Annotated in this window: 16 protein-coding genes; 9 read left to right on the top strand and 7 right to left on the bottom strand. The window is 59.5% G+C overall.

What is annotated here, in order from left to right:
* The 3 genes from IFU31_RS14605 to IFU31_RS14595 all read right to left on the bottom strand — a co-directional run bounded on the left by IFU31_RS14605 (position 1) and on the right by IFU31_RS14595 (position 3,912).
* On the bottom strand, positions 1-1,320 hold the full coding sequence (locus IFU31_RS14605) for an MFS transporter (protein ID WP_090357825.1): 1,320 nt from the start codon (positions 1,318-1,320) through the stop codon (positions 1-3).
* A gap of 82 nt (positions 1,321-1,402) precedes the next feature.
* Positions 1,403-2,827, bottom strand: a complete 1,425-nt coding sequence (gene aldA, locus IFU31_RS14600; RefSeq protein ID WP_090362148.1) for an aldehyde dehydrogenase — start codon at positions 2,825-2,827, stop codon at positions 1,403-1,405.
* A gap of 152 nt (positions 2,828-2,979) precedes the next feature.
* The gene (locus tag IFU31_RS14595; protein WP_064054664.1) at positions 2,980-3,912 is read right to left on the bottom strand and encodes a LysR substrate-binding domain-containing protein; all 933 of its coding nucleotides are present in this window, start codon (positions 3,910-3,912) and stop codon (positions 2,980-2,982) included.
* A gap of 483 nt (positions 3,913-4,395) precedes the next feature.
* Between IFU31_RS14595 and IFU31_RS14590 the strand changes: the two genes are divergently transcribed.
* On the top strand, positions 4,396-5,631 hold the full coding sequence (locus tag IFU31_RS14590) for an MFS transporter (protein WP_192103432.1): 1,236 nt from the start codon (positions 4,396-4,398) through the stop codon (positions 5,629-5,631).
* On the opposite strand, the gene IFU31_RS14585 is transcribed toward IFU31_RS14590, so the two are convergent.
* A complete protein-coding gene (locus IFU31_RS14585) occupies positions 5,569-6,483 on the bottom strand; it encodes a LysR family transcriptional regulator (RefSeq protein ID WP_192103430.1) in 915 nt (304 codons plus the stop codon). The two genes, IFU31_RS14590 and IFU31_RS14585, sit on opposite strands and share 63 nt — an antisense overlap.
* Before the next feature lie 116 nt (positions 6,484-6,599).
* Between IFU31_RS14585 and IFU31_RS14580 the strand changes: the two genes are divergently transcribed.
* The 8 genes from IFU31_RS14580 to IFU31_RS14545 all read left to right on the top strand — a co-directional run bounded on the left by IFU31_RS14580 (position 6,600) and on the right by IFU31_RS14545 (position 16,721).
* The gene (locus IFU31_RS14580; protein ID WP_192103428.1) at positions 6,600-7,481 is read left to right on the top strand and encodes a HalD/BesD family halogenase; all 882 of its coding nucleotides are present in this window, start codon (positions 6,600-6,602) and stop codon (positions 7,479-7,481) included.
* A 60-nt stretch (positions 7,482-7,541) separates the two neighbouring features.
* On the top strand, positions 7,542-8,771 hold the full coding sequence (locus IFU31_RS14575; RefSeq protein ID WP_192103426.1) for a M24 family metallopeptidase: 1,230 nt from the start codon (positions 7,542-7,544) through the stop codon (positions 8,769-8,771).
* Between the two features lie 457 nt (positions 8,772-9,228).
* A complete protein-coding gene (locus IFU31_RS14570) occupies positions 9,229-10,863 on the top strand; it encodes an ABC transporter substrate-binding protein (protein WP_192103424.1) in 1,635 nt (544 codons plus the stop codon).
* Positions 10,864-10,938: 75 nt separating this feature from the next.
* Positions 10,939-11,892 (top strand): ABC transporter permease, encoded by a 954-nt coding sequence (locus tag IFU31_RS14565; protein ID WP_090357812.1) that lies wholly within the window; start codon positions 10,939-10,941, stop codon positions 11,890-11,892.
* Positions 11,889-12,725: an ABC transporter permease gene (locus tag IFU31_RS14560; protein ID WP_192103422.1), complete on the top strand. Its 837-nt coding sequence runs from the start codon at positions 11,889-11,891 to the stop codon at positions 12,723-12,725. The genes IFU31_RS14565 and IFU31_RS14560 overlap by 4 nt, the downstream gene beginning before the upstream one ends.
* Positions 12,726-12,727: 2 nt before the next feature.
* The gene (locus IFU31_RS14555) at positions 12,728-14,374 is read left to right on the top strand and encodes a dipeptide ABC transporter ATP-binding protein (RefSeq protein WP_192103420.1); all 1,647 of its coding nucleotides are present in this window, start codon (positions 12,728-12,730) and stop codon (positions 14,372-14,374) included.
* 160 nt (positions 14,375-14,534) lie between these two features.
* Positions 14,535-15,641, top strand: a complete 1,107-nt coding sequence (locus IFU31_RS14550) for a hypothetical protein (RefSeq protein ID WP_244657685.1) — start codon at positions 14,535-14,537, stop codon at positions 15,639-15,641.
* A 204-nt stretch (positions 15,642-15,845) separates the two neighbouring features.
* Positions 15,846-16,721: a LysR substrate-binding domain-containing protein gene (locus IFU31_RS14545; protein ID WP_192103418.1), complete on the top strand. Its 876-nt coding sequence runs from the start codon at positions 15,846-15,848 to the stop codon at positions 16,719-16,721.
* 58 nt (positions 16,722-16,779) lie between these two features.
* Here the strand turns inward: IFU31_RS14545 and IFU31_RS14540 are convergent, their stop codons facing one another.
* The 3 genes from IFU31_RS14540 to IFU31_RS14530 all read right to left on the bottom strand — a co-directional run bounded on the left by IFU31_RS14540 (position 16,780) and on the right by IFU31_RS14530 (position 20,709).
* Positions 16,780-18,144 carry an MFS transporter gene (locus IFU31_RS14540; RefSeq protein ID WP_192103416.1) on the bottom strand — a complete coding sequence of 455 codons (1,365 nt, stop codon included), beginning with the start codon at positions 18,142-18,144 and terminating at the stop codon, positions 16,780-16,782.
* A gap of 100 nt (positions 18,145-18,244) precedes the next feature.
* Entirely contained in the window at positions 18,245-19,678 is a 1,434-nt protein-coding gene (locus tag IFU31_RS14535) for an NAD-dependent succinate-semialdehyde dehydrogenase (RefSeq protein WP_192103414.1), read from the bottom strand.
* A complete protein-coding gene (locus IFU31_RS14530; RefSeq protein ID WP_192103412.1) occupies positions 19,675-20,709 on the bottom strand; it encodes an aldo/keto reductase in 1,035 nt (344 codons plus the stop codon). The genes IFU31_RS14535 and IFU31_RS14530 overlap by 4 nt, the downstream gene beginning before the upstream one ends.
* Positions 20,710-20,715: the final 6 nt, after the last annotated feature.

Raw genomic sequence — 20,715 nt, 5'->3', positions numbered from 1 at the left:
TCAGGCACCTGTTTCATCTAAAGATTGACGATTGATACGCGCGCGCAAGGTCAGGGCCGCGAGGGTCCCGATCAGGCCGACGGAGGCGATGTAGCCGAAATACAGCTTGTAACCAACGGCGCCGGGGAAGTGCTCGGTAAGGTAGCCGTTGATCAAGGGAATGAAGGCGTCCGGCAGGTAACCCACCACCGAGACAATGCCGATGGCCAGGCCAGTGATGCGCAGCGGAATGTTGCAGGTGTCGAGGATGGCCCAGTACAAACCGCGAATCGCATAAGTCATCAGACCAATGAAAATCACCGTACCTATCAGCAGACCCATGCTGTTGAGCGCCGGGAACACGATCAAGCCGAGCATCGCCAACGTCGCGAGAAACAGCGCCACGATCAGCACCGAAATGTTCGAGAACCTGTCACCGAGCCAGCCACCGCCGATACCGCCAATCGGGCGCATCCACAATTTGATGGTGGTGATGGTGCCGGCCATGACCGCCGTCATGCCGCCGCCCTGCAAATAATCGGAAAAGCTGTAGGTGGCCCAGAAGATGTGATAACCGCAGAACACGATGGTCGTCACCAACCACAGCTCCGGGATTTTCACCAGCATGGTCAGATCGCTAAGGAGGTTGTACTTGCCCTTCTCCACTGGCGCGGTGTCTTGCATCGACTTCGGGTCCTCGATCAGCACCAGCACACAGCCGATCGCGATACAGGTGAAGGCGTACAGGTAAACCACGTGTTTGAAACCTTCTGCGGCGGACTCGCCACGCGTTTCAGTGGCGAACGCGAACAGCCCTAGGGCGACAGTCGCGAGCAAAGCTTCGACCAGGCCGCGACCGCCGTCGAGAATGCCGAAAAACCGCCCCTGTTCAGTGTGATGTGCAATCATCTTCACCCGCTTGAGCACCGAGGCCCAGAACGTCAGGCCGGTGGTCAAACCCCAGCAACCGAAGATGATCATCAAACTGCTCATCGATGGTGCCGTGGAGTACCAAAGCCCCAAGACTCCGGTGGCCACCAGTGAAAAGAAGATCAGGAAACGTGGCGCAATCCGGTCCGCGAGCCACCCACTCGGTAAGTAGCTAAGCAAGAAAATCGTGCCAAGCATCGAGTACAGATAACCGAGCTGGCTATGGTTGATCTGGAACACTTCGAGCATGGTGGTCTGGTAGACCTGGCGCAGGTACAGGATCGGGTAGATAGCCCCGGCGGCCAGTACCAGCAGCATCAACTGGACGTAGCGACTTCCCGTGTCACTATGGCTTTTTGCATCCGTGCTCGGACCCTGAACAGCGGCAACAGTGGTTGCAGACTTGGACATCTGTGAGACCTCGGGCAGCCCGGTAGTCCAGGCGCCCCAATAATTGTTTTTATAGGTATGGCGAGAGGCGTGTCTGGGTGGATTAGTACTTCATCACCACAAGTCGGGTCTGGGTAAATTCGAGCATGCCGTGCTTGCCGTCATCACCGCCCAGGCCGGAACGTTTCCATCCGGCGTGGAAACCCTGATAGGGGTCGGCCGGGGTCCGGTTGATGTACAACTCGCCGGCTTCGATAGCATTGGCGACTTTCAGGGTGGTCCGGTAGTTCTCGGTGTACAGTACCGACGACAGGCCGAACTGATGGTCGTTGGCCATGGCCAGCGCTTCGTCGATGTCGCGGTACTTGAGCACGGGCAGAACCGGGCCGAAGATTTCTTCCTGGATAATTTCCATGTCCTGGCGACAGTTGCTCAACAGCGTCGGCGGGTAAAAATGGCCGTTGCCCTCTGGAATGAAACCGCCGGTTTCCAGTACGGCCCCATCGGCGACAGCGCGCTCGACCATGGCATGGATGTTTTGCTGCGAGCTTGCGTTGACCAGCGGCCCCATCAGGCTGGCGTCGATGGCACGGTCGCCAAACTTCACCATGCTGATTTTGCTTTTAAGTAACGCAAGGAAGTGTTCGTAGACACGTTCCTGCACATAGACGCGCTCCACCGCCGTGCACAACTGGCCACAGTGGGTAGTCTTGGACGCGACGATTGCGCTGGCGGCGGCTTCAAGGTCGGCGTCGGCTTCGATGATCGCTGGTGTTTTACCACCCAGCTCCAGGGAAGGCTTGGCGATATTGGCTTTGCAATAATCGAGCACGATACGCCCGGCGTTGACGCTGCCGGTCAAGGTGATCAAACCGACGACCTTGTGGGTACATACGGTTGCGGCGGTGGCATGGTCCATGGTCAGGATATTGATCACGCCGGCGGGTAGACCGGATTGCTGCGCCGCCTTGGCGATTTCAAACGCCGAGATCGGGGTGTTATTGCTCGGGCGCACCACCACGGTGTTGCCGGCAATCAGTGCTGGGGCGATTTTGCGCAACAAGGTGTAGACCGGATAGTTGAACGGAATCAGGCAGGCGACCACACCAATCGGCTCGCGGTGCAGGAAAAGGTTCTCGTTCGGTGTGTCGCTGGGAATGATTTCGCCTTCGATGCGTCGCGCCCACTCGGCATGGTAACGGGTGATTTGGGCGGCATAACGGGCTTCGTTGCTGGCGTCGCTGACACTTTTGCCGGACTCGGCGGCCAGTGCGGCACCAATGCTCTCGGCGCACGCTTCCAAGGCGTCGGCGAATGAACGCAGATGCTCGGCGCGTTCGATGCTGGTGAGCTTGCCCCAGCGTTTCTGGGCCACGGCGGCAGCCTCGACAGCTGCCGTAGCTTCGGTACCGGTGGCGGCAGAAACCTGACCGACCAAGGCTTCGCTCGCTGGGTTATAGACTGCAATCAGCGCATCGCTGGCAGGCTCAATGAAGTGACCGTTTACAAAGTTTCGCTCAAGTCGCATGTGCATCGCCCATCGTTGTTTTTATCCAGTCCCCGCAGTCTTGGCATCCTGAGGGGGTTGAACAAACGATTTATTGAGCGGCGTAACATTCAAAAAATGCAGGTTACGCGGGAAAGAATCAAATTTCCCGTGAGGGTTGGAGGGTTGGAGGGTCAGCTGGCGGCGGTGGAGGGTTCGAGCTGCCTCTGCGCCAACCAGATTTCCTCCTGCAACCACTGGCTGAACACCTGCAATTGCGGCATCAACGTCTGCTCCGGCCGGGTCACCAACCAGTAGGATTGATGCCCTTCCACATGCACGTTCAGTACCTGGGTCAACTGCCCGCTGGCCAGCTCCGGGGCAACCATGTGCCAGTCGGCAATGGTGATGCCCAAGCCGTCAGTGGCCGCACGAATCGCCAGGTCCAGCAGGTCGAATTCATAGCCGCCCTGGGTATCCACGCCGCTGATTTTCGCCGCGTCGAGCCAGTGTTTCCAGGTCAGGTAACGCTGGTCTTCCCTGGCCAACACATGCAGCAAGGTCAGGCGATTAAGGTCGATTCCGCCCTCGCTCGCCTCCCGCGTATACAAGGACGACGCACACACCGCAATGTGCCGTTCCTGGAGCAGCAGCGAGCTGTCCAGCCCATCCCATTCGCCATCACCAAAGCGGATCGCGCAGTCCAGGGTGCTGGTTTCCGCCAGGCTGTCCTGCAAACGCGTGGTGATGCTCAGCTCCAATTCGGGGTGCTTCTCACGCAGCCGTCCCAGGCGCGGCATCAACCAGCGGCTGGTGAAGGTTGGCGGTGCGTTGATGTGCAGGCGATTGGCGTGGGACTTCTGCTGGATGCTACGCACCGTCAGCTCGATTTTGTCGAAGGATTGATGCAGCGCCCGCAGCAAAACCCGGCCGGCGCTGGTCAGTTCAAGGTGGTGATGCCGGCGTTCCAGCAGATTCTCACCGAGCTGTTCTTCGAGCTGGCGCACCTGGCGGCTGACGGCACTTTGCGTGACGTTGAGCAGCTCCGCCGCCCGGGTAAAACTGCCGGTACTACCGGCCACTTCAAAGGCTTTGAGCGCATTGAGCGCGGGCATTTTGCGTTTCATAAACAGGACTCGCGCTGGGGCTAACGAGCCATAAGCATCCCACGGCTTGCGGGAAATTTCCTGAGTAACATGCATTTTTCTGTTGTGCAGGACAATCGCTCTGGTCGGGCATCAATCGCCTGTGGCGAGGGAGCTTGCTCCCGCTGGGCTGCGAAGCGGCCCCAAAAACCTGCGACCTCAGTGAACCAGACATACCACTATCGACTGGATGGCGGCTGCTTCGCAGCCGAACGGGAGCGAGCTCCCTCGCCACAAGTAATTGGCAATATTCAATGACGTCGGTTTCAGCCCCGCCACTGTCGCTGACGTATAAATAGCATGAGTATTTCGCAGCATACTCACGACTATTAAGCACTGGCTGCTTTATTCATATGGGCGCTAGTCTTACTCAATTAAATACCCGTCTAATTTAACGCACTTACATAGGGCAGTTCTTGCACCTATGCCCCATTCCATAGCAATTAAACTGACCGAGCCAACCCCATGCCAATCAACACACACTCACCCACAAGAAGTATTGTTTTATTGGCGCTTATCTTTACCGTGTGTAACGCCACCACCCACGGCTTCAGTATCTTCCTTTATTCGGCCTTATTACCCCAGATCCGCCAGGTGTTCGAGCTGAGCTACAGCCAGGCCGCGTTCATCGCGGCGCTGCTGCAACTGTTCTACATGGGGGCGTCCATTGTCAGCGGCATCGCCGCGGCGTGGATCAGCCCGCGCAACATGGTAAAGCTGACGATGGCCTTGAGCCCGGCGCTGCTGGCCTTGGCGGTCGCTACCCCGTGGGTGCTGCCGTTCGCGCTATGCCTGGCACTGGTCTCGGCCTGCGCCGTGTCGAACTGGAACGCCATCGCCGCACTGGTCGGCGAAGTGATCCCCGCTTCCCATCGCAGCCGCGTGCTGGGCCTGGCGTCGTCTGGGGCGGCGTTCGCGATCTGCCTTAACGGTGTGCTGATCGCCCTGTTGCAGGGCATCTCGTTGCGGTACTTCTGGCTGATGTGCGCCGGGCTGACCTTGATTGTCACGCTGCTGACCTTTTGGGCCTTGGCGCCGTTGGCAACAGGCCAACACATCAAGCAAAGCAGCGCGCCGTCGCTACGCCGGGTACTCAGACAATGGGTGAACCTGTGCATGGAATACCCGGTGGCGTTGCACATACTGTTGCTCAGCGCTTTCATAGGCGGGATCAGCGGTCCCTTCCTGAATTTCCTTTCGGCGTTTGCCAGCGAACGGCTGGGCGCCAACGCGCAGATCACCGGGTCACTGTGGACACTGATCGGAATAGGCGGGGTCGTTGGCGGTTTGTTGCTGGGCGTGTTGGCGGATCGCTGGGGGGCATTGAGGGTGATGGCATTGAGCATCAGCGCCTTCGGCCTGACAATGCTCGCACTACTCTGGCAACCGAGCCTGAACTTGACCTGGCTGGCGGCCGGGCTGTTCGCGCTATTCTATTTCCCGGTCTGGGGCCTGATGGCCGCCTACCTCAGCGCACGCTTGAGCCCCATGCAAAGCCTGCAAGTGGTGAGCCTGAGCATGGTCGGTTATGGCTTGGGCAGCGCCACCGCGAACTGGCTGTGCGGCTGGCTGCTGCAGGCGACCGGGCAGTTTGGCCTGGTGCACGGCTGGATCGTCTGCTGGGTCACCGCCAGCCTGTTATTGCTGCAGCTGATGGCCCGCTGTCAACGCTGTGAGCCGGCGCTCGGCCAACCACTCTGAACGGCCCAAGCGACGCGACAGAATGTACACCAAGGCCTCCACCGCCTGCGCCTCGCACTGAGTAGAACGCCAGAACATCAACCGCGCGGGCTCAATCGGCGGAAAGCCCTGAGCCTCGTCCAGCACCTGCCAACCTGCCGGCACCAGGCGCCGCGCCGTAACACCGACCGACTGGCCCTGTTCAATGGCAATCCCAATACCACGCGGGCTCTGGCTGGTGTAAACCACATGCCACGCCCGCCCGGCCTCGGCCAGCGCCCGCACAGCGTTGGCTCGAAAGGCGCAGCCTTCGGCATACACCGCCAGCGGCACCGATGCCTGCGCACCGGCGCACCACCCCTCAGCCGCCACCCACACCAGCGGCTCGTCGCACAGGTATTCACCCGCTTGCAGATTGGCATGTTGCACGCCGAGCACCAGGTCCAGTTCACCGCGTTGCAAACGACTGACCAGCGCCGTCGACATCTCGCAACAAATATCCGGCCGCATTTGGGGAAACTGCGTCTGAAAGTCGCGCAACACCCCGGCCAGGCAAAACTGCGCATAGTCTTCGGGCATGCCGACGTGAATGCACACCTGCTCATCGGGCAGCTGCACGGCGTTGATCGCATCGGCATGCAGCTTGAGGATCTGCCGCGCATAGATGAGAAATGTCTCGCCGCCGGGTGTCAGGCTCACCGAGCGACTGGTGCGCTGAACCAACGGCGCGCCGACGATCTCTTCCAGGCGCTGCAAATTCTGGCTGATGGTCGATTGGGTTTTGTGCAGGCGCTCGGCCGCCGCAGAAAATCCGTGGCACTCGATAATCGCGACAAACACCTTCAGTAAGCTTCCATCCAGTTCGCCTGACATAACTATCGCCCCTGCCGATGGATTCGATCACAACTTGTAATTTCCACTTCGCACCTCTTTAAGTAACTATCGATTCAACGCCAAACACTGTTAATTGATAGTTTCAGGAGACTTGCATGAGCCTTCAACTTGCCGACGCCGAAGTGGGCGATATCAGCGACATTATTGATACCGAGTTGTACCCCATACATGATTCGGGCCATGTCCGCTTGCAGGCGCTGATCGAACACGCCCGTGCCGAACTGGCAGAGGACGGTTGCTGCCTGCTGAAGAATTTCCTGCGGCCCGAGGCGCTGGAACAGGCGCGTACCGAGGGTCAGGCGCTGTCGGGCAAGACCTTTTATTCGGTGCGCAAGGTCAACGCCTACTTCACCGAAGACGACCCCGCCCTGCCCCAGGATGACCCGCGCCGCACATTCATGGAGCGCACCAGCGGTTTTGTCACGCGGGACATGATTGCCCCGGACGCAATCATTCATCGCCTGTACGTTTCGCCGATGATGAAGCGCTTTATCGGTGCCTGCCTCAACGAGCCGGAGATTTTCGAATACGCCGACCCGTTCGCTGGGCTGGTGATCAACGTGATGCCCGAAGGCACCGAGCAGCCCTGGCACTTCGATACCAACGAATTCATCGTCAGCATGATGACCCAGAAGCCCGAGGCTGGCGGCCTGTTCGAGTACGCGCCGATGATCCGCACGCGCACCCAGGAAAACCTCGGCGCCGTCGGCAACGTGGTACGCGGCGACGACCGCAGCCGCGTGCAGGAACTGGAACTCAACCCCGGCGACTTGCAGATTTTCAAGGGTCGCTTTTCAGTGCACCGGGTAACCCGGGTCGAGGGCGCCACCGAGCGCAATACTGCCATCTTCGCCTACTCCGAAAAGCCCGGAATCATCGGTCGTGCCCAGCGCACCAAGCAGCTTTACGGACGCCTGTCCGAAGCCCATCTGCAAGCCGAACGCAACCTGGTGCGCAGCGACCAGTTGCTCGACTGATTCATGCGAAAAAAAATTCTTAGAAAAAACCAACCGTATTTGCCCTGCGAGGAACACCCCATGAGTCTGTCCGGCCCTAACCGAAACCCCGCCGACTGCGAACCGACGTACGACGAGATCCAGCAGATCCAGCTCGACCGTTTGCAACGGGTGCGCAACGAACTGAAAAAGCGTGACTACGCCGCGTGCGTGCTGTTCGACCCGACCCATATGCGCTACGCCACCGGTTCGCGCAACATGCAAGTGTACTCAGCGCGAAATCCGGCGCGTTACGCCTTCATCCCGGCAGAAGGCCCGGTCGTGGTCTTCGAATTCGGCGGTTGTCTGCACCTGGCAGAACAGCTCAACACCGTCGACGAAGTGCGCCCGGCCAAAGCCATCTCCTATTACTTCTGCGACAGCTTCCTCAATAACGTCACCGCCGAATGGGCAGCAGAAATCAGTGAACTGGTGCGCAAGCACGGCGGCGGCAACAAACGCGTCGCCATCGAAAGCGCGACTTCAGCCGCTGCGTTCGAACTGCAAAAACTCGGCTACCAGATCTTCGACGCCCAGGAACCGCTGGAGCGAGCGCGCTGCATCAAAGTGCCGAACGAGCTGAAGATGATCCGCGCCAGTCTGCGTGCCACCGAGGCCGGTGTGCGCTTGATGGAAAGCAAGCTGGTGCCGGGCATCAGCGAAAACGAACTGTGGTCACACCTGCACCAGCACGTGATCGCCACCGACGGCGACTACGTCGAGACCCGCCTGTTGTCCTCCGGCCCGCGCACCAATCCGTGGTTCCAGGAATGCAGCACACGGCCCATCGAAGCCGGTGACCTGGTCGCGCTGGACACTGACGTAGTCGGGCGTTTTGGCTACTACGCCGACTTCTCGCGAACGTTCCTTTGTGGCGAACAGGCCGCCACCGCCAAGCAACAGGAGCTGTACAAACTGGCCTACGAACAAGTGCAGACCAACATGGAAATGCTCAAGGCCGGCCGCAGCTTCAAGGAGTACGCCGAGTTGGCCTGGCGAATCCCGGACAACTACAAGGCCAACCGTTATTTCGCCCTGGCCCACGGGGTTGGCATGACGGGTGAGTACCCGTACGTGGTGCACCGCGAAGACATTGATGCGCTGGGTTACGACGGGGTGTTCGAAGCCGGCATGACCATCTGTGTGGAAAGCTACATCGGCCACGATGCGGGCGGCGAAGGGGTCAAGCTCGAAGAGCAGATTTACATCCACGAACACGGCATCGAGTTGCTCTCGGATTATCCGTTCGATCCGCGCCTGATGCCGCGCTGAGTTGCCCCGGACGGCGCCGTCACCTCCTTCGACACCGTCCGTTTTTCCCCCTGTTCCCACCCGGAACAAGGGGCGTTTGCGGCCACCGCGCAGTGTTTGTACCCGCGCTTTCCTCCGTCCGGCCTGTCTAGCTCACGCGGCCGCCTTGATTACGGTCAGTAACATGCATTTATCGAACGTTTCAACGTTGAATTTATCGTTTGTCGATCGTTGCCCAAATGACAAAACTGCGGGCATCTCTAATAAAAACAACATGAGAGCAGCCCTATGTCATACCTCGCCTCCGCCCTTCTGATTTCGTTGCGCCTTGTTCTACTGCCGGCTTCACGCCTGTCACGCCTGCGCCTTTGCGCTGCCGGCCACTGACAGTCTCGGTTCATCGAACCGACCGCGTCTGCCGCTTGCTCCATCTGCGGCCAGTCGAAAAACGCACTTTTGCACGTTATCGGAGAGGCATATGAAAGACTTAATGACACTGGACGGCACTCTGCCGCATCCCGCGGTGAACGACCTGTGCACCCAAGTCAAAAGTGGCGAGATCAATCGTCGACAATTTCTGCGCACTGCCGCGCTGCTGGGCGTCACCGCCGCCAGCGCCAGCACTTTTCTCGGTTCCGCGTTGCTCGGTAATTCGGCCCATGCCGCTGAAGCGCTGACACCGCGCCAGGGCGGCAGCCTGCGGTTTGCCTGTGCAATCCAGGAAATCCAGGACCCAATGCTGATTACCTGGATCGAAGCCTCGAACCTGCTGCGCAACAGCCTCGAATTCCTGACTTGGGTCGATGCCGACAACATCACTCACCCGTATCTGGCCGAAAGCTGGAGCCCGTCCGACGACCTGAAAACCTGGACCTTCAACCTGCGCCAGGACGTGAAGTGGAGCAACGGCGACACCTTCAACGTGGAGGACGTGCAGCACAACATCGAGCGCTGGATTGCCGCCGATTCCAAGTCGGTCAACCGCACGGCATTCCAGGACATCACAGCCTTCGAAAAAGTCAGTGACTTCCAGTTCCGCCTGGTGCTCAAGCGACCGATGCTGGCAATCCCGGAAATGCTCAACGCCTTCACCTGCGCCATCGTCCACCGCAGCTTCAAGGCCGGTGAAGACTGGGCGAAAAACCCGCTGGGCACCGGGCCGTTCAAGCTGGTGTCATTCGCGGTCAACAAGCAGGCGACCTTCGCCAAGCGTGCCGATTACTGGCGCAAACCGGCGAACCTCGACGAATTGCGCTACGTCGACATGGGCACCGATATTTCCACCCATCTCGCGGCGCTGCAGGCTGGGCAAGTGGACGTGTTGTACCGGGTGACTGTGGCCGAACTGGATCTGGCGAAACGCCTGCCGGGCGCGCAATTACTTACCTGCAAGTCGGCACAAACCATCGTCATGCGCATGGCCTGCGACCAGAAGCCGTTCGACGACTTGCGCATTCGCAAAGCCGTGGTGCTCTGTGCCGACAACGCGCAAATGCTGAAGATCGCCTATCGCGGCATGGGCACATTGGGCGAAGACCACCACGTCGCGCCATCCCACCCGGAATACTTCCCGCTGCCCAAACGTGCGCGGGACGTGGCGAGTGCGAAAAAACTGCTCGCCGACGCCGGCCACCCGAACGGCATCGACATCGACCTGATCGTCGGCAACACCCAGGGTCGCTACGAACAGGATTGCGCGCAGATCCTGCAGCAAAACTGCGCCGAGGCCGGCATTCGTATCAACCTCAAAGTGATCCCGGCCACGCAATACTGGCCGATCTGGGACAAGGCCGCGTTCAGCCTCACCTACTGGGCGCACCGCCCGCTTGGTGTGATGTCGCTGGAACTGGCCTACCGCAGCGGCGCGGCCTGGAATGAAAGCCACTACAGCGACCCGGCGTTCGACGCAGCGCTGGACAACGCCATGGGCGTCATCGACCCGAAACAACGGGCCGCAGCGATGCAACGCGTCGAGCAGATCCTGCAAGACGCCTGCGTCATGGTCCAGCCGTTCTGGGGCGACAAATTCACCGCCGCGAGCAAGAAGGTCCAGGGGTTCCAGGTTCACCCCTCGGACTTCTACCCAATGGATCAAGTCTGGTTGAGCGCCTGATTCAAGCGCCCCGAACGAGCCCGCCCACTCAGCTGCGGCGGGCCGCCATCCCTTGATTAGCCGGAGCGTGCGAGCATGGCTGAATTTCTATTGCGCAAGTTGTTGGCGCTGGCGGCAACCTTGCTGTCGGTGTCAGTGATCGTGTTCCTGGCGTTGGAACTGAATATCGAAGACGTCGCAATCAACGTCCTCGGCCCCTACTCCGCCGCCGACCAGCGCGCTGCATGGCTGGCGGAACACGGTTACAACCAAACCTTCATCTGGCGCTACCTGGTGTGGTTAAAGGATTTTCTCAGCGGCGACTGGGGCACCTCGGTGCATTTTCGTGAGCCGGTGATTGACCTGCTGCTGCCAAACCTGGGGCAAACATTGATCCTCTCTGGGTTGGCGTTGGCAGTAATGGTGCCGGTGGCGTTGACCCTCGGCATCCTTGCCGGGATTCGCCAGGGCTCGGCGGTGGATCGGCTGGTGTCATTCCTGTCGATTGTCACCACCTCGATTCCAGACTTCGCCAGTGCGGTGTTTGTCTCGGCGATCTTCGTGTTCTGGCTTAACTGGCTGCCGGGCGTGAGCAGCATGAGCGACGGCTTCAACCCAGTGGAACTGGCGCTGCCACTGATGGTGCTGTGCCTGTTCGGCATCGGGTATCTGGCGCGGATCACGCGGGCCTCGATGGTCGAAGTGATGCAAGCACCGTACATTCGCACCGCCCGTCTCAAAGGTGCGTCGACCTCACGCATCGTATTGCGCCATGCGCTGCGTAACGTCCTGATCGCGCCCATCACTGTGATCATGCTGTACATCCCTTGGTTGCTATCGAATGTGATCGTGGTCGAGGTGTTCTTCGCCTACAAGGGCTTCGGTTCCCTGCTGTATACCGCGTCGCTGAATCATGATGTTTATCTGATCGAAGCCTGCGCGATGATCAGCGGCATCGTGGTTGGCGCGACCAAGATATTCTCAGACCTGGCCTACACCTGGCTCAACCCACGCATAACGTTGCGCAGTCTTGGTGGAGGTGGCCAATGAACGTCTTCCATTCGTTCAAACACCCTTTGGCGTTACTCGGTCTGCTATTGGTTGGCGGCTGGGTGCTGATGGCGCTGTTCGCACCGTGGCTGGCGCCCCACGATCCACTGGAGAGTTTTACCCCTCTGCTGACGCCTATGACGCCGGATGGCGACGGCCTGCGCTTTCTGCTGGGCACCGACATGATTGGCCGGGACATTCTCTCGCGGCTGATCTGGGGCACGCGCACCGTGTTGTTCTGGTCGATCCTGGCGACGCTGACCGCATTCGCCGTCGGCATCGCCATGGGCTTGTGCGCCGGTTACTTCAATGGCTGGGTCGATGGGTTGCTGTCCTATGTCGCTGACACCGTGCTGTCCTTTCCAGTGCTGGTGTTGTACATCGTGATCATCATCGCCCTCGGTGCTTCGGCACTGAACATTCTGATTGCGGTGACCTTCACCAGCGCCCCGGCGATCTTCAGGATCATGCGCGCACTGACCATCGACATACGCTCGCGCGATTACGTGCTCAGCGCCATCACCCAGGGCGAAGGATCGCTGCGGATCATGCTAGTGGAAATCCTGCCCAATTGCGGCGGCCCGTTGATCGTCGATTTCTGCCTGCGCATCGGCTACACCGCGATCATGATCGGCGCCCTCGGTTTCCTCGGTCTTGGCCTGCCGCCGCCCACCCCGGACTGGGGCGGCATGATTAACGAGGGGCGCAGCATGGCCATCGCTTTCCCGCATCTGGTGATCTTCCCGTGCATTGCCATCTCCACCCTGATGCTGGGCCTGAGCCTGTTGGCGGACGGTCTGGACGAACACGCCCAAAAAGGCGCAAGGAGTTGAGCATGAGTCATCAACAAGTATTAAGAGTGGAAAACCTCTCCATCGAACTGCCCGCCGGCGCCGATCGTAGCCACGCCGTCAAGGACATCAGTCTGGATGTACGCAAGGGCGAAATTCTCTGCGTGATCGGCGAATCCGGCTCCGGCAAATCGGTGCTCTCCGCCGCAATCATGGGCGATTACGCCAAAGGCCTGCGCCACACTGGAGGCGTGATTGATTTCCTCGGCGACGATATTTGCCGCATGGACGAAAACGCTCTGCGCAAGCTGCGAGGCAACCGCATTGCGATGATTTTCCAGGAGCCCATGGCGGCGCTGAACCCGGCGATTCGCATTAGTCAGCAGGTCGCGGAAATTTTCGACATACACGCGCCGCAAATGCCCGCCACGGAGCGACGCGAACGCATGCTCGCCCTCCTGGATTCAACACAATTGCCCGATCCGCCACGGATTGCCAACAGCTTTGCGCATCAACTCTCGGGCGGCCAATGCCAACGGGTGGTGATTGCCATGGCGCTGGCGATGAACCCGGATTTGCTGATTGCCGACGAACCGACGACGGCGCTGGATGTGACCACACAGGCCCAAGTACTGAAATTGGTTCGCGACCTGCGCGGTCGTGGTCAACACGGCATCCTGTTCATCACCCACGACTTCGGCGTAGTGGCGGAAATCGCTGACCGCATCGCGGTGATGGAGGGCGGCGTGCTGGTGGAAATCGGTGAGCGCGATCAAGTACTCAACTCGCCGAGACACCCGTACACCCGCAAGTTGATCGCCGCTGTTCCGGCCCTGCACCCAGAGCTACACGTACCCTGTGCGGACGGTGAGTTGGCGCTGCGCATCGAGCACCTGACCAAGACGTACAACGTCGGTGGCCGTGTAGTCGCGGCGCTCAAGGATGTCTCGCTGCAACTGCCACGGGGCAAGACGCTGGCAATTGTCGGCGAGTCTGGCTCGGGCAAAAGTACTCTGGTTAAAGCGGCGATTCGGTTGGTGGAAAGCGACAGGGGCCATGTCTGGGTCGGTGACACGGACTTCCTGGCGTTGCGCGGTTCTGCGCTGGCGGCCAATCGCCGGCGGATTCAGATGATTTTTCAGGACCCGTACGGCTCGCTCAACCCACGGCACCGGGTCGGCGACATCATCGCCCGCGCGGCGCAACTGCGCGGGTTGTCGGCCAAGGATGCGTGGACCGAAGCCGGGGACTTGTTGGAACAGGTCGGGCTCAAGCGTGACGCCCTCAAACGCAAGCCCCGGCAGTTCTCCGGTGGTCAGCGCCAGCGCATTGGCATCGCCCGTGCCCTGGCGATGCGCCCGGAGGTGTTGATCGCCGATGAAAGCGTCTCGGCCCTGGATGTCTCAGTCCAACAGCAGGTCTTGGAGCTGCTCGCCGAGCTGCAACAGCGCCTCAACCTGAGCATTTTGTTCATCACCCATGACCTGCGCGTGGCAGCGCAGATCAGTGACTACATAGCGGTGATGCGCCAAGGCGAAGTGGTAGAGCACGGCACGGCTGAACAGGTGTTGCTGCGTCCGCAAAACACCTACACACAGACTTTGCTGGCGGCTGCCCCAGGCGCTTCGGCAGTCCTACTGGTGCCTGTCGACGAACCCGCGCTGAGGCTGATCCGACCTCATACCCACTGACTCGAAAACCCTTTTCCCAAGCTGCAGCGTTTGTTGCGGCGCGGGCTGCTGTTGCCGACCATAACTAAAAAACAGGAGTATCGCTGTGCACACAACTACCCGGATTGCAGTACGGTACATTGCTCTCATCGCGCTGCTCGGCGCCCTTGCGCCGCCGGCCATGGCGGTGCAGGTCACTGACAACCTAGACCTTGGCGGCGCGGTACGGGCGCGTTGGGACTATGACCCGGACCGCGACACCCAGAAGTTCGGTCTGGACACCGTGTTTCTCAGCGCCAAATACAACTCTGACACCTGGATCGGCGATGCGCAGTACCGTTTCTACGGACGCTCCTATCCCTATCGGTACACCAAGAACTACGGGGATATCCAGTTCGCCAAGTTCGCCTGGATCGGCTACAAATTCAATCCCGATCAACAAGTACAGGTAGGCTTGAATACCGTACCGTTCGGGTTGCAGCCGTACTTCGGCAGTACTTTTTACGAAACCCTGGGCAACGTCATCGGCCTGGAAGATCTGCAACAAATCGGCGCCAAGTACGTCCAGCAAAGCGGCGACTGGAACATCCAGGCTGGTTATTACCTGCGCCCGGCGTGGCAAGGTAAAGGCACCAGCAAAGGGGTGACTTATTCCAGCGTGATTTCCGAGGCCGACAGCTACGTGGGCGATGGCAGCAACAACCAGGAACGCAACACCGTCGTACTGCGGGTGGCCAAGGCGTTTGACCTGGGGAGCTGGACGTCTGAAGTCGGGGTTTCAGGCCTGACCTCGACCTTGGAAAACCAGGATACCAACAACGATGGCCGTCGCAACGCCGTGGCCGTGCACTATCTGGGCAAAAACGGCCCCTGGGGCGTGCAGCTGCAAGCGGCGCGGCAGCAGATGTCGCCACGTAATCCTGACAGCGATGAGGTGGTCACACTGGGCGGGTACGACGGTACCTACAACGTTGCCAGTCGCGGCAATTTGTACGTCGCCGACCTGAGCTACGACGTTGCTGGCAAATACCTGTTCGATCAGATAGACGGTGTGAAGCTGTACGCCAACTACAGCGCCTTCGACAAATCCGCCGACGCGTTCAAGACCTCGCAACGGCTGATCCTGGGTACCGCGTTTTCCCTGAGCAAACTGTGGATCGCCACGGAGTGGTTGTATGGCAAAAATGATCCTTACATTGGTGGCAGCAGCTACACCCAAAGTCTGGCGGCGGGGGGGAGTAACCAGTGGGAGAATCAGCTGTACATGAACATTGGGTATTACTTCTGATCCAGACGATCCGGCGTTTTTGAAGCACTTCGCGAGCAAGCCCGCAGCCACAGGTTCATCGTACATCTGTGGCGGCGGCGGCCCAAACAGCACTTGCATCAACCCTTGCCAAAGGGTTCAGTTACACCCTAGACAATCGTCATCAAAAACAATAAACCTGGCCGCGCGCTGCTGCGTCGAAGGCCGGTACGGAGCCACCCTTTCATGCGTCAACTGCCCTCGCTCAACATGCTGCGCGTCTTTGAAGAAGTCGCACGGCATCGCAGCTTCAGCCAGGCGGCTTTGGATCTTAACGTTACCCAAGGCGCTGTCAGCCGTCAGATCAAGCAGCTCGAAGAGTACCTGGGCGTGGCTCTATTTACACGCACGCCCCAAGGCCTGTCGCTGACCCAAAGCGGCCGTGCCCTCTCCCCTCAATTAGGCGATGCCTTCGACCACGTCGAACGTGCCCTGCAAGCGGTACGTGTGCCCAACCTGCGCCAACGCCTGCGCATCGCCGCGCCACCTACCTGGGCCACGCGCTGGTTATCAGCGCATTTGCGCGCGTTCTGCCAGCGCTACCCCGACATCAGCCTCAGCGTGACCCACCAGAACGGCAACGACAGCCTTGCGGAAATCGACTGCCACATCCGCTTCGGCCTCGAAGGGGTCAACCATTGCAGCAGTCAGTTGCTGGTGATGGAGCGGCACATGGCAGTCGCCAGCCCGGAGTTGTTCGTCAATGGCCAGCCGCCGGATCTGCGGCAGTTTCCGCTATTGCACATACTGCATGACGGCAAACGCTTGAAGGTGTGGGAGAACTGGTTGGCAGCGATGGGTCGCGAGGATATTGACCCTGCGCAAGGGCTCGAATTCAGCACGCTGGATCAAGTCATCCACACTGCGCTGGCGGGGGGCGGGTTGGCGGTTATTGATCGACAGATGATCGAAAAGGAACTGGCGAATGGCAGCCTGTTGCCGATCACTGCGGCGGAAGTGATCGGGCCTTACGGCTACTGGCTGGATGTGGCGAATGAGAAACGGGGGCTGTCAAAAGTGCAGTTGTTTACTGATTGGTTGGGATTGGTCAGCAATCCCTGAAACACCTAGAGTCGAACATGGGAGCGGGCTTGCTCCCACGCTGGGTGTGTGATGGGTTTTAGATTGGGGCTGCGACCTTTGTGGCAGCGGGTGCCGCGCTCTCCATTGGCCCCTGCGCCTTGCACGCCTGGCTCAGTGCCAGGGATTTGGTTTCCGGTGCCCAAGCCCAGGAAATGATCGCGCCCAGTGCGAGAATCGACGCCAGGATGCCCATCGTTGGGCTCAAGCCGATACCCGCCACACTCACCGGCAACAGGAAAGTGCTGACTGCCGAGCCCAAGCGACTCACCGCCGTCGCCAAGCCAATCCCGCTGGCCCGCACTTCGGTCGGAAAGCTCTCGGCCGGGAACACGCCCACCAAATTGCTCACCGCCGACAACACCAGCGTGAACACGCCGAACACCAGCACCATCAGGAACGCCGCACTGCCCGGCAAGGCCGCCAGTAGGAACAAGGCTACCGCGAGGATGATGAACGAATTGATCAGGAAGCCTCGGCGCGAGAACTTCACTGTGCACCAGATGCCGATCAATGCGCCGAGGATCAGCAGCATATTGAGCATCAATTCGGTGCCGAAGCCCTCCGCCAGGCCCATCTTCTGCAATATCGATGGCAGGAAAGTGTAGATCGCAAAGTACGGCATGACGATACAGACAAAGAACAGGCAGTTGAACGCAGTACGCTTCCGGTATTCACGACTGACCAGCACCGCATACCCGGAACGGGTGTCGGTGGAGCGGGTTTCATCGAGTTCGACATTGTCGCCCAGGTGTTTTTTGATAATCGCCCGTGCTTCGGCGATCCGCCCCTGATTGACCAGCCAGCGTGGTGACTCGGGTGTGCCGATTCGAGCAACCAGGATCAGCGCCGCCGGGATCGCCGACGAAGCCAGCATCCAGCGCCAGGCGTCATCCTCCAGACTGAGCATCGCCGTGCCGACAAAGGTCGCGGCGACGTAGCCGAAGGTCCAGATGACACTAAACGAACCGAGCAATACGCCGCGATGTTTTTTCGGTGAGAACTCGGCAAGCATAGCGTGGCCCACGCTGAAGTCGCCGCCCAGGCCGATGCCGATTATTACCCTACAAAGGAATAGCTGCATCGCAGTTTGGGCATAGAACTGCATGACCGAAGCAATGGTGATCAGGACAAAACTGACCAGGAAGATTTTCTGCCGACCGACCTTGTCGGAAATCCAGCCGAAGAACAGGCTGCCGAGAAACAGGCCAACGAGTGCCGACGCACCGATCAGACCTTGCCAGAAGGCATCGAGGTGCATCTGCGGGCTGAGCAACGTGAAAGCAATACCGATCAGGCCGAGGATGTAGCCGTCGGTGAAATGCGCGCCGAACGTGAGGCCTGCGATTTTAAGGTGGAAGCGCCCGATAGGCAGGTCATCGATCTTTATAGGTTGAGCGGACATATTCGTCTCCAATTGTTGTTATTGACGGAGAAATGAAATCGACAGCGCTTGAACCTGTGGGAGTGAGTTCGCTCGCTGCCACAGGGATTACGGTTGGGGATCAAAGGCCGCCCATCAGCAGGTATTTGATTTCCAGATAATCTTCCAGGCCGTACTTGGAACCCTCGCGCCCCAGTCCCGATTCCTTGATGCCGCCAAATGGCGCGACTTCCGTGGAGATGATTCCTTCGTTGATTCCGACCATGCCGGCCTCCAGCCCTTCGGCCATACGCCAGACGCGCCCAATGTCGCGACTGTAGAAGTACGCCGACAATCCGTAGGGTGTGTCATTCGCCCGTTGCAATACGTCGGCTTCGTCCTTGAAGCGGAAGCATGCGGCCACCGGGCCGAAGGTTTCATCCCGAGCGATCAGCATGTCGCTGTTGGCGTCGCAGAGGATGGTCGGTTCGTAGAAGGTGCCGCCCAGCGCATGGCGACGACCACCGCACAACAACGTGGCGCCCTTCTCCAAGGCGTCACTCACGTGCAACTCAACCTTGGCCAACGCCGCTGCGTTGATCAGCGGACCTTGCTCGGTGTCACCGTCCAGCGCACTGCCGACGCGCATCGCGGCGACCGCTTCGGCGAGTTTGCCGGTGAAAGTTTCGTAGACGCCGTCCTGGATAAAGAACCGGTTTACGCAGACGCAGGTCTGCCCGGTGTTGCGGAATTTCGAGGCCATCGCGCCTTTGACGGCGGCGTCCAGATCAGCATCGTCAAACACAATGAACGGCGCGTTGCCGCCCAGCTCCAGCGAAATTTTTTTCAGCGTATCCGCCGCTTGGCGCATCAGCAGTTTGCCGGTGCGGGTCGAGCCGGTGAACGAAAGTTTGCGCACGATACCGCTGGCTTGCAGCGCGCCGCCAATCGCTACGGCGTCACCTGAGATGACGTTGAAAACGCCGGCCGGAATACCCGCCTGTTCGGCAAGCACCGCCAAGGCGAAGGCTGACAAAGGCGTCTCTTCCGACGGCTTGAGAATCATTGTGCAACCCGCTGCCAGCGCCGGACCGACCTTGCGCGTGACCATCGCCAGCGGAAAGTTCCAGGGAGTGATCGCCGCGACCACGCCGATGGCTTCCTTGACCACGATGATCCGCGCATCAGCTTTGTGGCTCGGGATCACGTCGCCGTAAGCGCGCTTGGCTTCTTCGGCAAACCATTCCAGAAAGCTTGCGGCGTAGACCACTTCGCCCATGGCTTCGGCGAGCGGTTTGCCCTGTTCGCGACTGAGCAAAGTGGCCAGATCTTTCTGATGACTTAGCATCAGTTCGCTCCAGCGCTTGAGGCGCTGGCTGCGCTCTTTGGCGGTCAATTTTCGCCAGACTGCCAAAGCACGGTTCGCCGCGGCGATGGCGAGGTTGGTTTCTTCGGCACCGGCCTTTTGCACGTCGGCGATCACTTCGCCATTGGCCGGGTTCAACACCGGATAGGTCTCACTGCCGCTCGACCATTGGCCGTCGATAAAATTGCCGTTACGAATCAGCGAGCTCATGCCACAGCCTCAGTCAGAGTAAAGCGATCAGGACCCGGGCGGGCCGAACGCAGGATGCGTTTGCCGGCGGTGTAGTCGTTGATAACGTCGCACGGGGTGTAGTTGCGTTCCAGTTCCTGCAGCTCTTCAGCATCAAGCCTGGTGTCCAGCGCCGCCAGAGCACTGTCGAACTGCGCAGTGGTGTCGGCTCCAACCAGCATGCAATCGACGCCCGGATGATTGGCGACCCAGGCTTGAGCAATCTGCGCATTCGACACGCCACGGGAGCGGGCCACCCGCTGTACCGAATGAGCGATCTCGAATGAAGCCTCGTCGCTGTACATCTGCTGGGTGAAAAAGTCGGTCTGGTTGCGTGTCGACTGCACGTCGCCGGTCAGCAAACCACGAGCCAGCGGGCTGAACACTGAGACGCCGAGGCCTTGGTCGCGGCAGAACGGAATCATCTCGCGCTCTTCTTCGCGGTAGGCGCAGTTCAGTTGCAGCTGCATGTTGATCGGTTTGACCCAGCCGTTACGCTCGCAGACCATGAGGATCTTCGCCAATTGTCCGGTGAGCATGGTCGAGACACCGATATAACGGGCCTTGCCGGAACGTACGATGTCGTTCATTGCACTCATGGTTTCTTCGACTGGGGTATTCACGTCGAAGTAATGCAACATGAATATATCGACGTATTCCATGTTCAGGCGCTTCAGCGAGGCGTCGATGCTGTCCATGATGTGTTTGCGCGAGTGACCACTGGCATTGATGCCGTTACGGGTGCCATAGCCAACCTTGGTGGTGATCACCAGATCTTCGCGGCGAGCCAGACGCTTGACGATGCGCCCGACCACTTCTTCACCGACACCAGCGGAATAGAAATCTGCGAGGTCAATGAAGTTCACCCCGTTATCGAGTGCGTGGGCGACGATGGGCTCACTTTGCTTCTCATCGAAAATCCACGGTTTCCAGGTCGGGGTACCCATGTTCATGGTGCCCAGGCACAGGCGGGAGACTTGCAGGCCGGAGTTGCCCAAACGAATGTATTGCATGGCTCG

This window comes from Pseudomonas sp. CFBP 13602, from assembly GCF_014842725.1.
Lineage (GTDB): Bacteria > Pseudomonadota > Gammaproteobacteria > Pseudomonadales > Pseudomonadaceae > Aquipseudomonas > Aquipseudomonas baltica.
Note: the sequence above shows the minus strand (reverse complement) of the source record. Positions and strands in the feature narration are given on the sequence as shown.

Excerpts from the sequence above, each read along its gene's own strand:
- IFU31_RS14605 (WP_090357825.1), bottom strand. The coding sequence starts at position 1,320 with ATGTCCAAGTCTGCAACCACTGTTGCCGCTGTTCAGGGTCCGAGCACG.
- aldA (WP_090362148.1), bottom strand. The coding sequence starts at position 2,827 with ATGCGACTTGAGCGAAACTTTGTAAACGGTCACTTCATTGAGCCTGCC.
- IFU31_RS14595 (WP_064054664.1), bottom strand. The coding sequence starts at position 3,912 with ATGAAACGCAAAATGCCCGCGCTCAATGCGCTCAAAGCCTTTGAAGTG.
- IFU31_RS14590 (WP_192103432.1), top strand. The coding sequence starts at position 4,396 with ATGCCAATCAACACACACTCACCCACAAGAAGTATTGTTTTATTGGCG.
- IFU31_RS14585 (WP_192103430.1), bottom strand. The coding sequence starts at position 6,483 with ATGTCAGGCGAACTGGATGGAAGCTTACTGAAGGTGTTTGTCGCGATT.
- IFU31_RS14580 (WP_192103428.1), top strand. The coding sequence starts at position 6,600 with ATGAGCCTTCAACTTGCCGACGCCGAAGTGGGCGATATCAGCGACATT.
- IFU31_RS14575 (WP_192103426.1), top strand. The coding sequence starts at position 7,542 with ATGAGTCTGTCCGGCCCTAACCGAAACCCCGCCGACTGCGAACCGACG.
- IFU31_RS14570 (WP_192103424.1), top strand. The coding sequence starts at position 9,229 with ATGAAAGACTTAATGACACTGGACGGCACTCTGCCGCATCCCGCGGTG.
- IFU31_RS14565 (WP_090357812.1), top strand. The coding sequence starts at position 10,939 with ATGGCTGAATTTCTATTGCGCAAGTTGTTGGCGCTGGCGGCAACCTTG.
- IFU31_RS14560 (WP_192103422.1), top strand. The coding sequence starts at position 11,889 with ATGAACGTCTTCCATTCGTTCAAACACCCTTTGGCGTTACTCGGTCTG.
- IFU31_RS14555 (WP_192103420.1), top strand. The coding sequence starts at position 12,728 with ATGAGTCATCAACAAGTATTAAGAGTGGAAAACCTCTCCATCGAACTG.
- IFU31_RS14550 (WP_244657685.1), top strand. The coding sequence starts at position 14,535 with ATGGCGGTGCAGGTCACTGACAACCTAGACCTTGGCGGCGCGGTACGG.
- IFU31_RS14545 (WP_192103418.1), top strand. The coding sequence starts at position 15,846 with ATGCGTCAACTGCCCTCGCTCAACATGCTGCGCGTCTTTGAAGAAGTC.
- IFU31_RS14540 (WP_192103416.1), bottom strand. The coding sequence starts at position 18,144 with ATGTCCGCTCAACCTATAAAGATCGATGACCTGCCTATCGGGCGCTTC.
- IFU31_RS14535 (WP_192103414.1), bottom strand. The coding sequence starts at position 19,678 with ATGAGCTCGCTGATTCGTAACGGCAATTTTATCGACGGCCAATGGTCG.
- IFU31_RS14530 (WP_192103412.1), bottom strand. The coding sequence starts at position 20,709 with ATGCAATACATTCGTTTGGGCAACTCCGGCCTGCAAGTCTCCCGCCTG.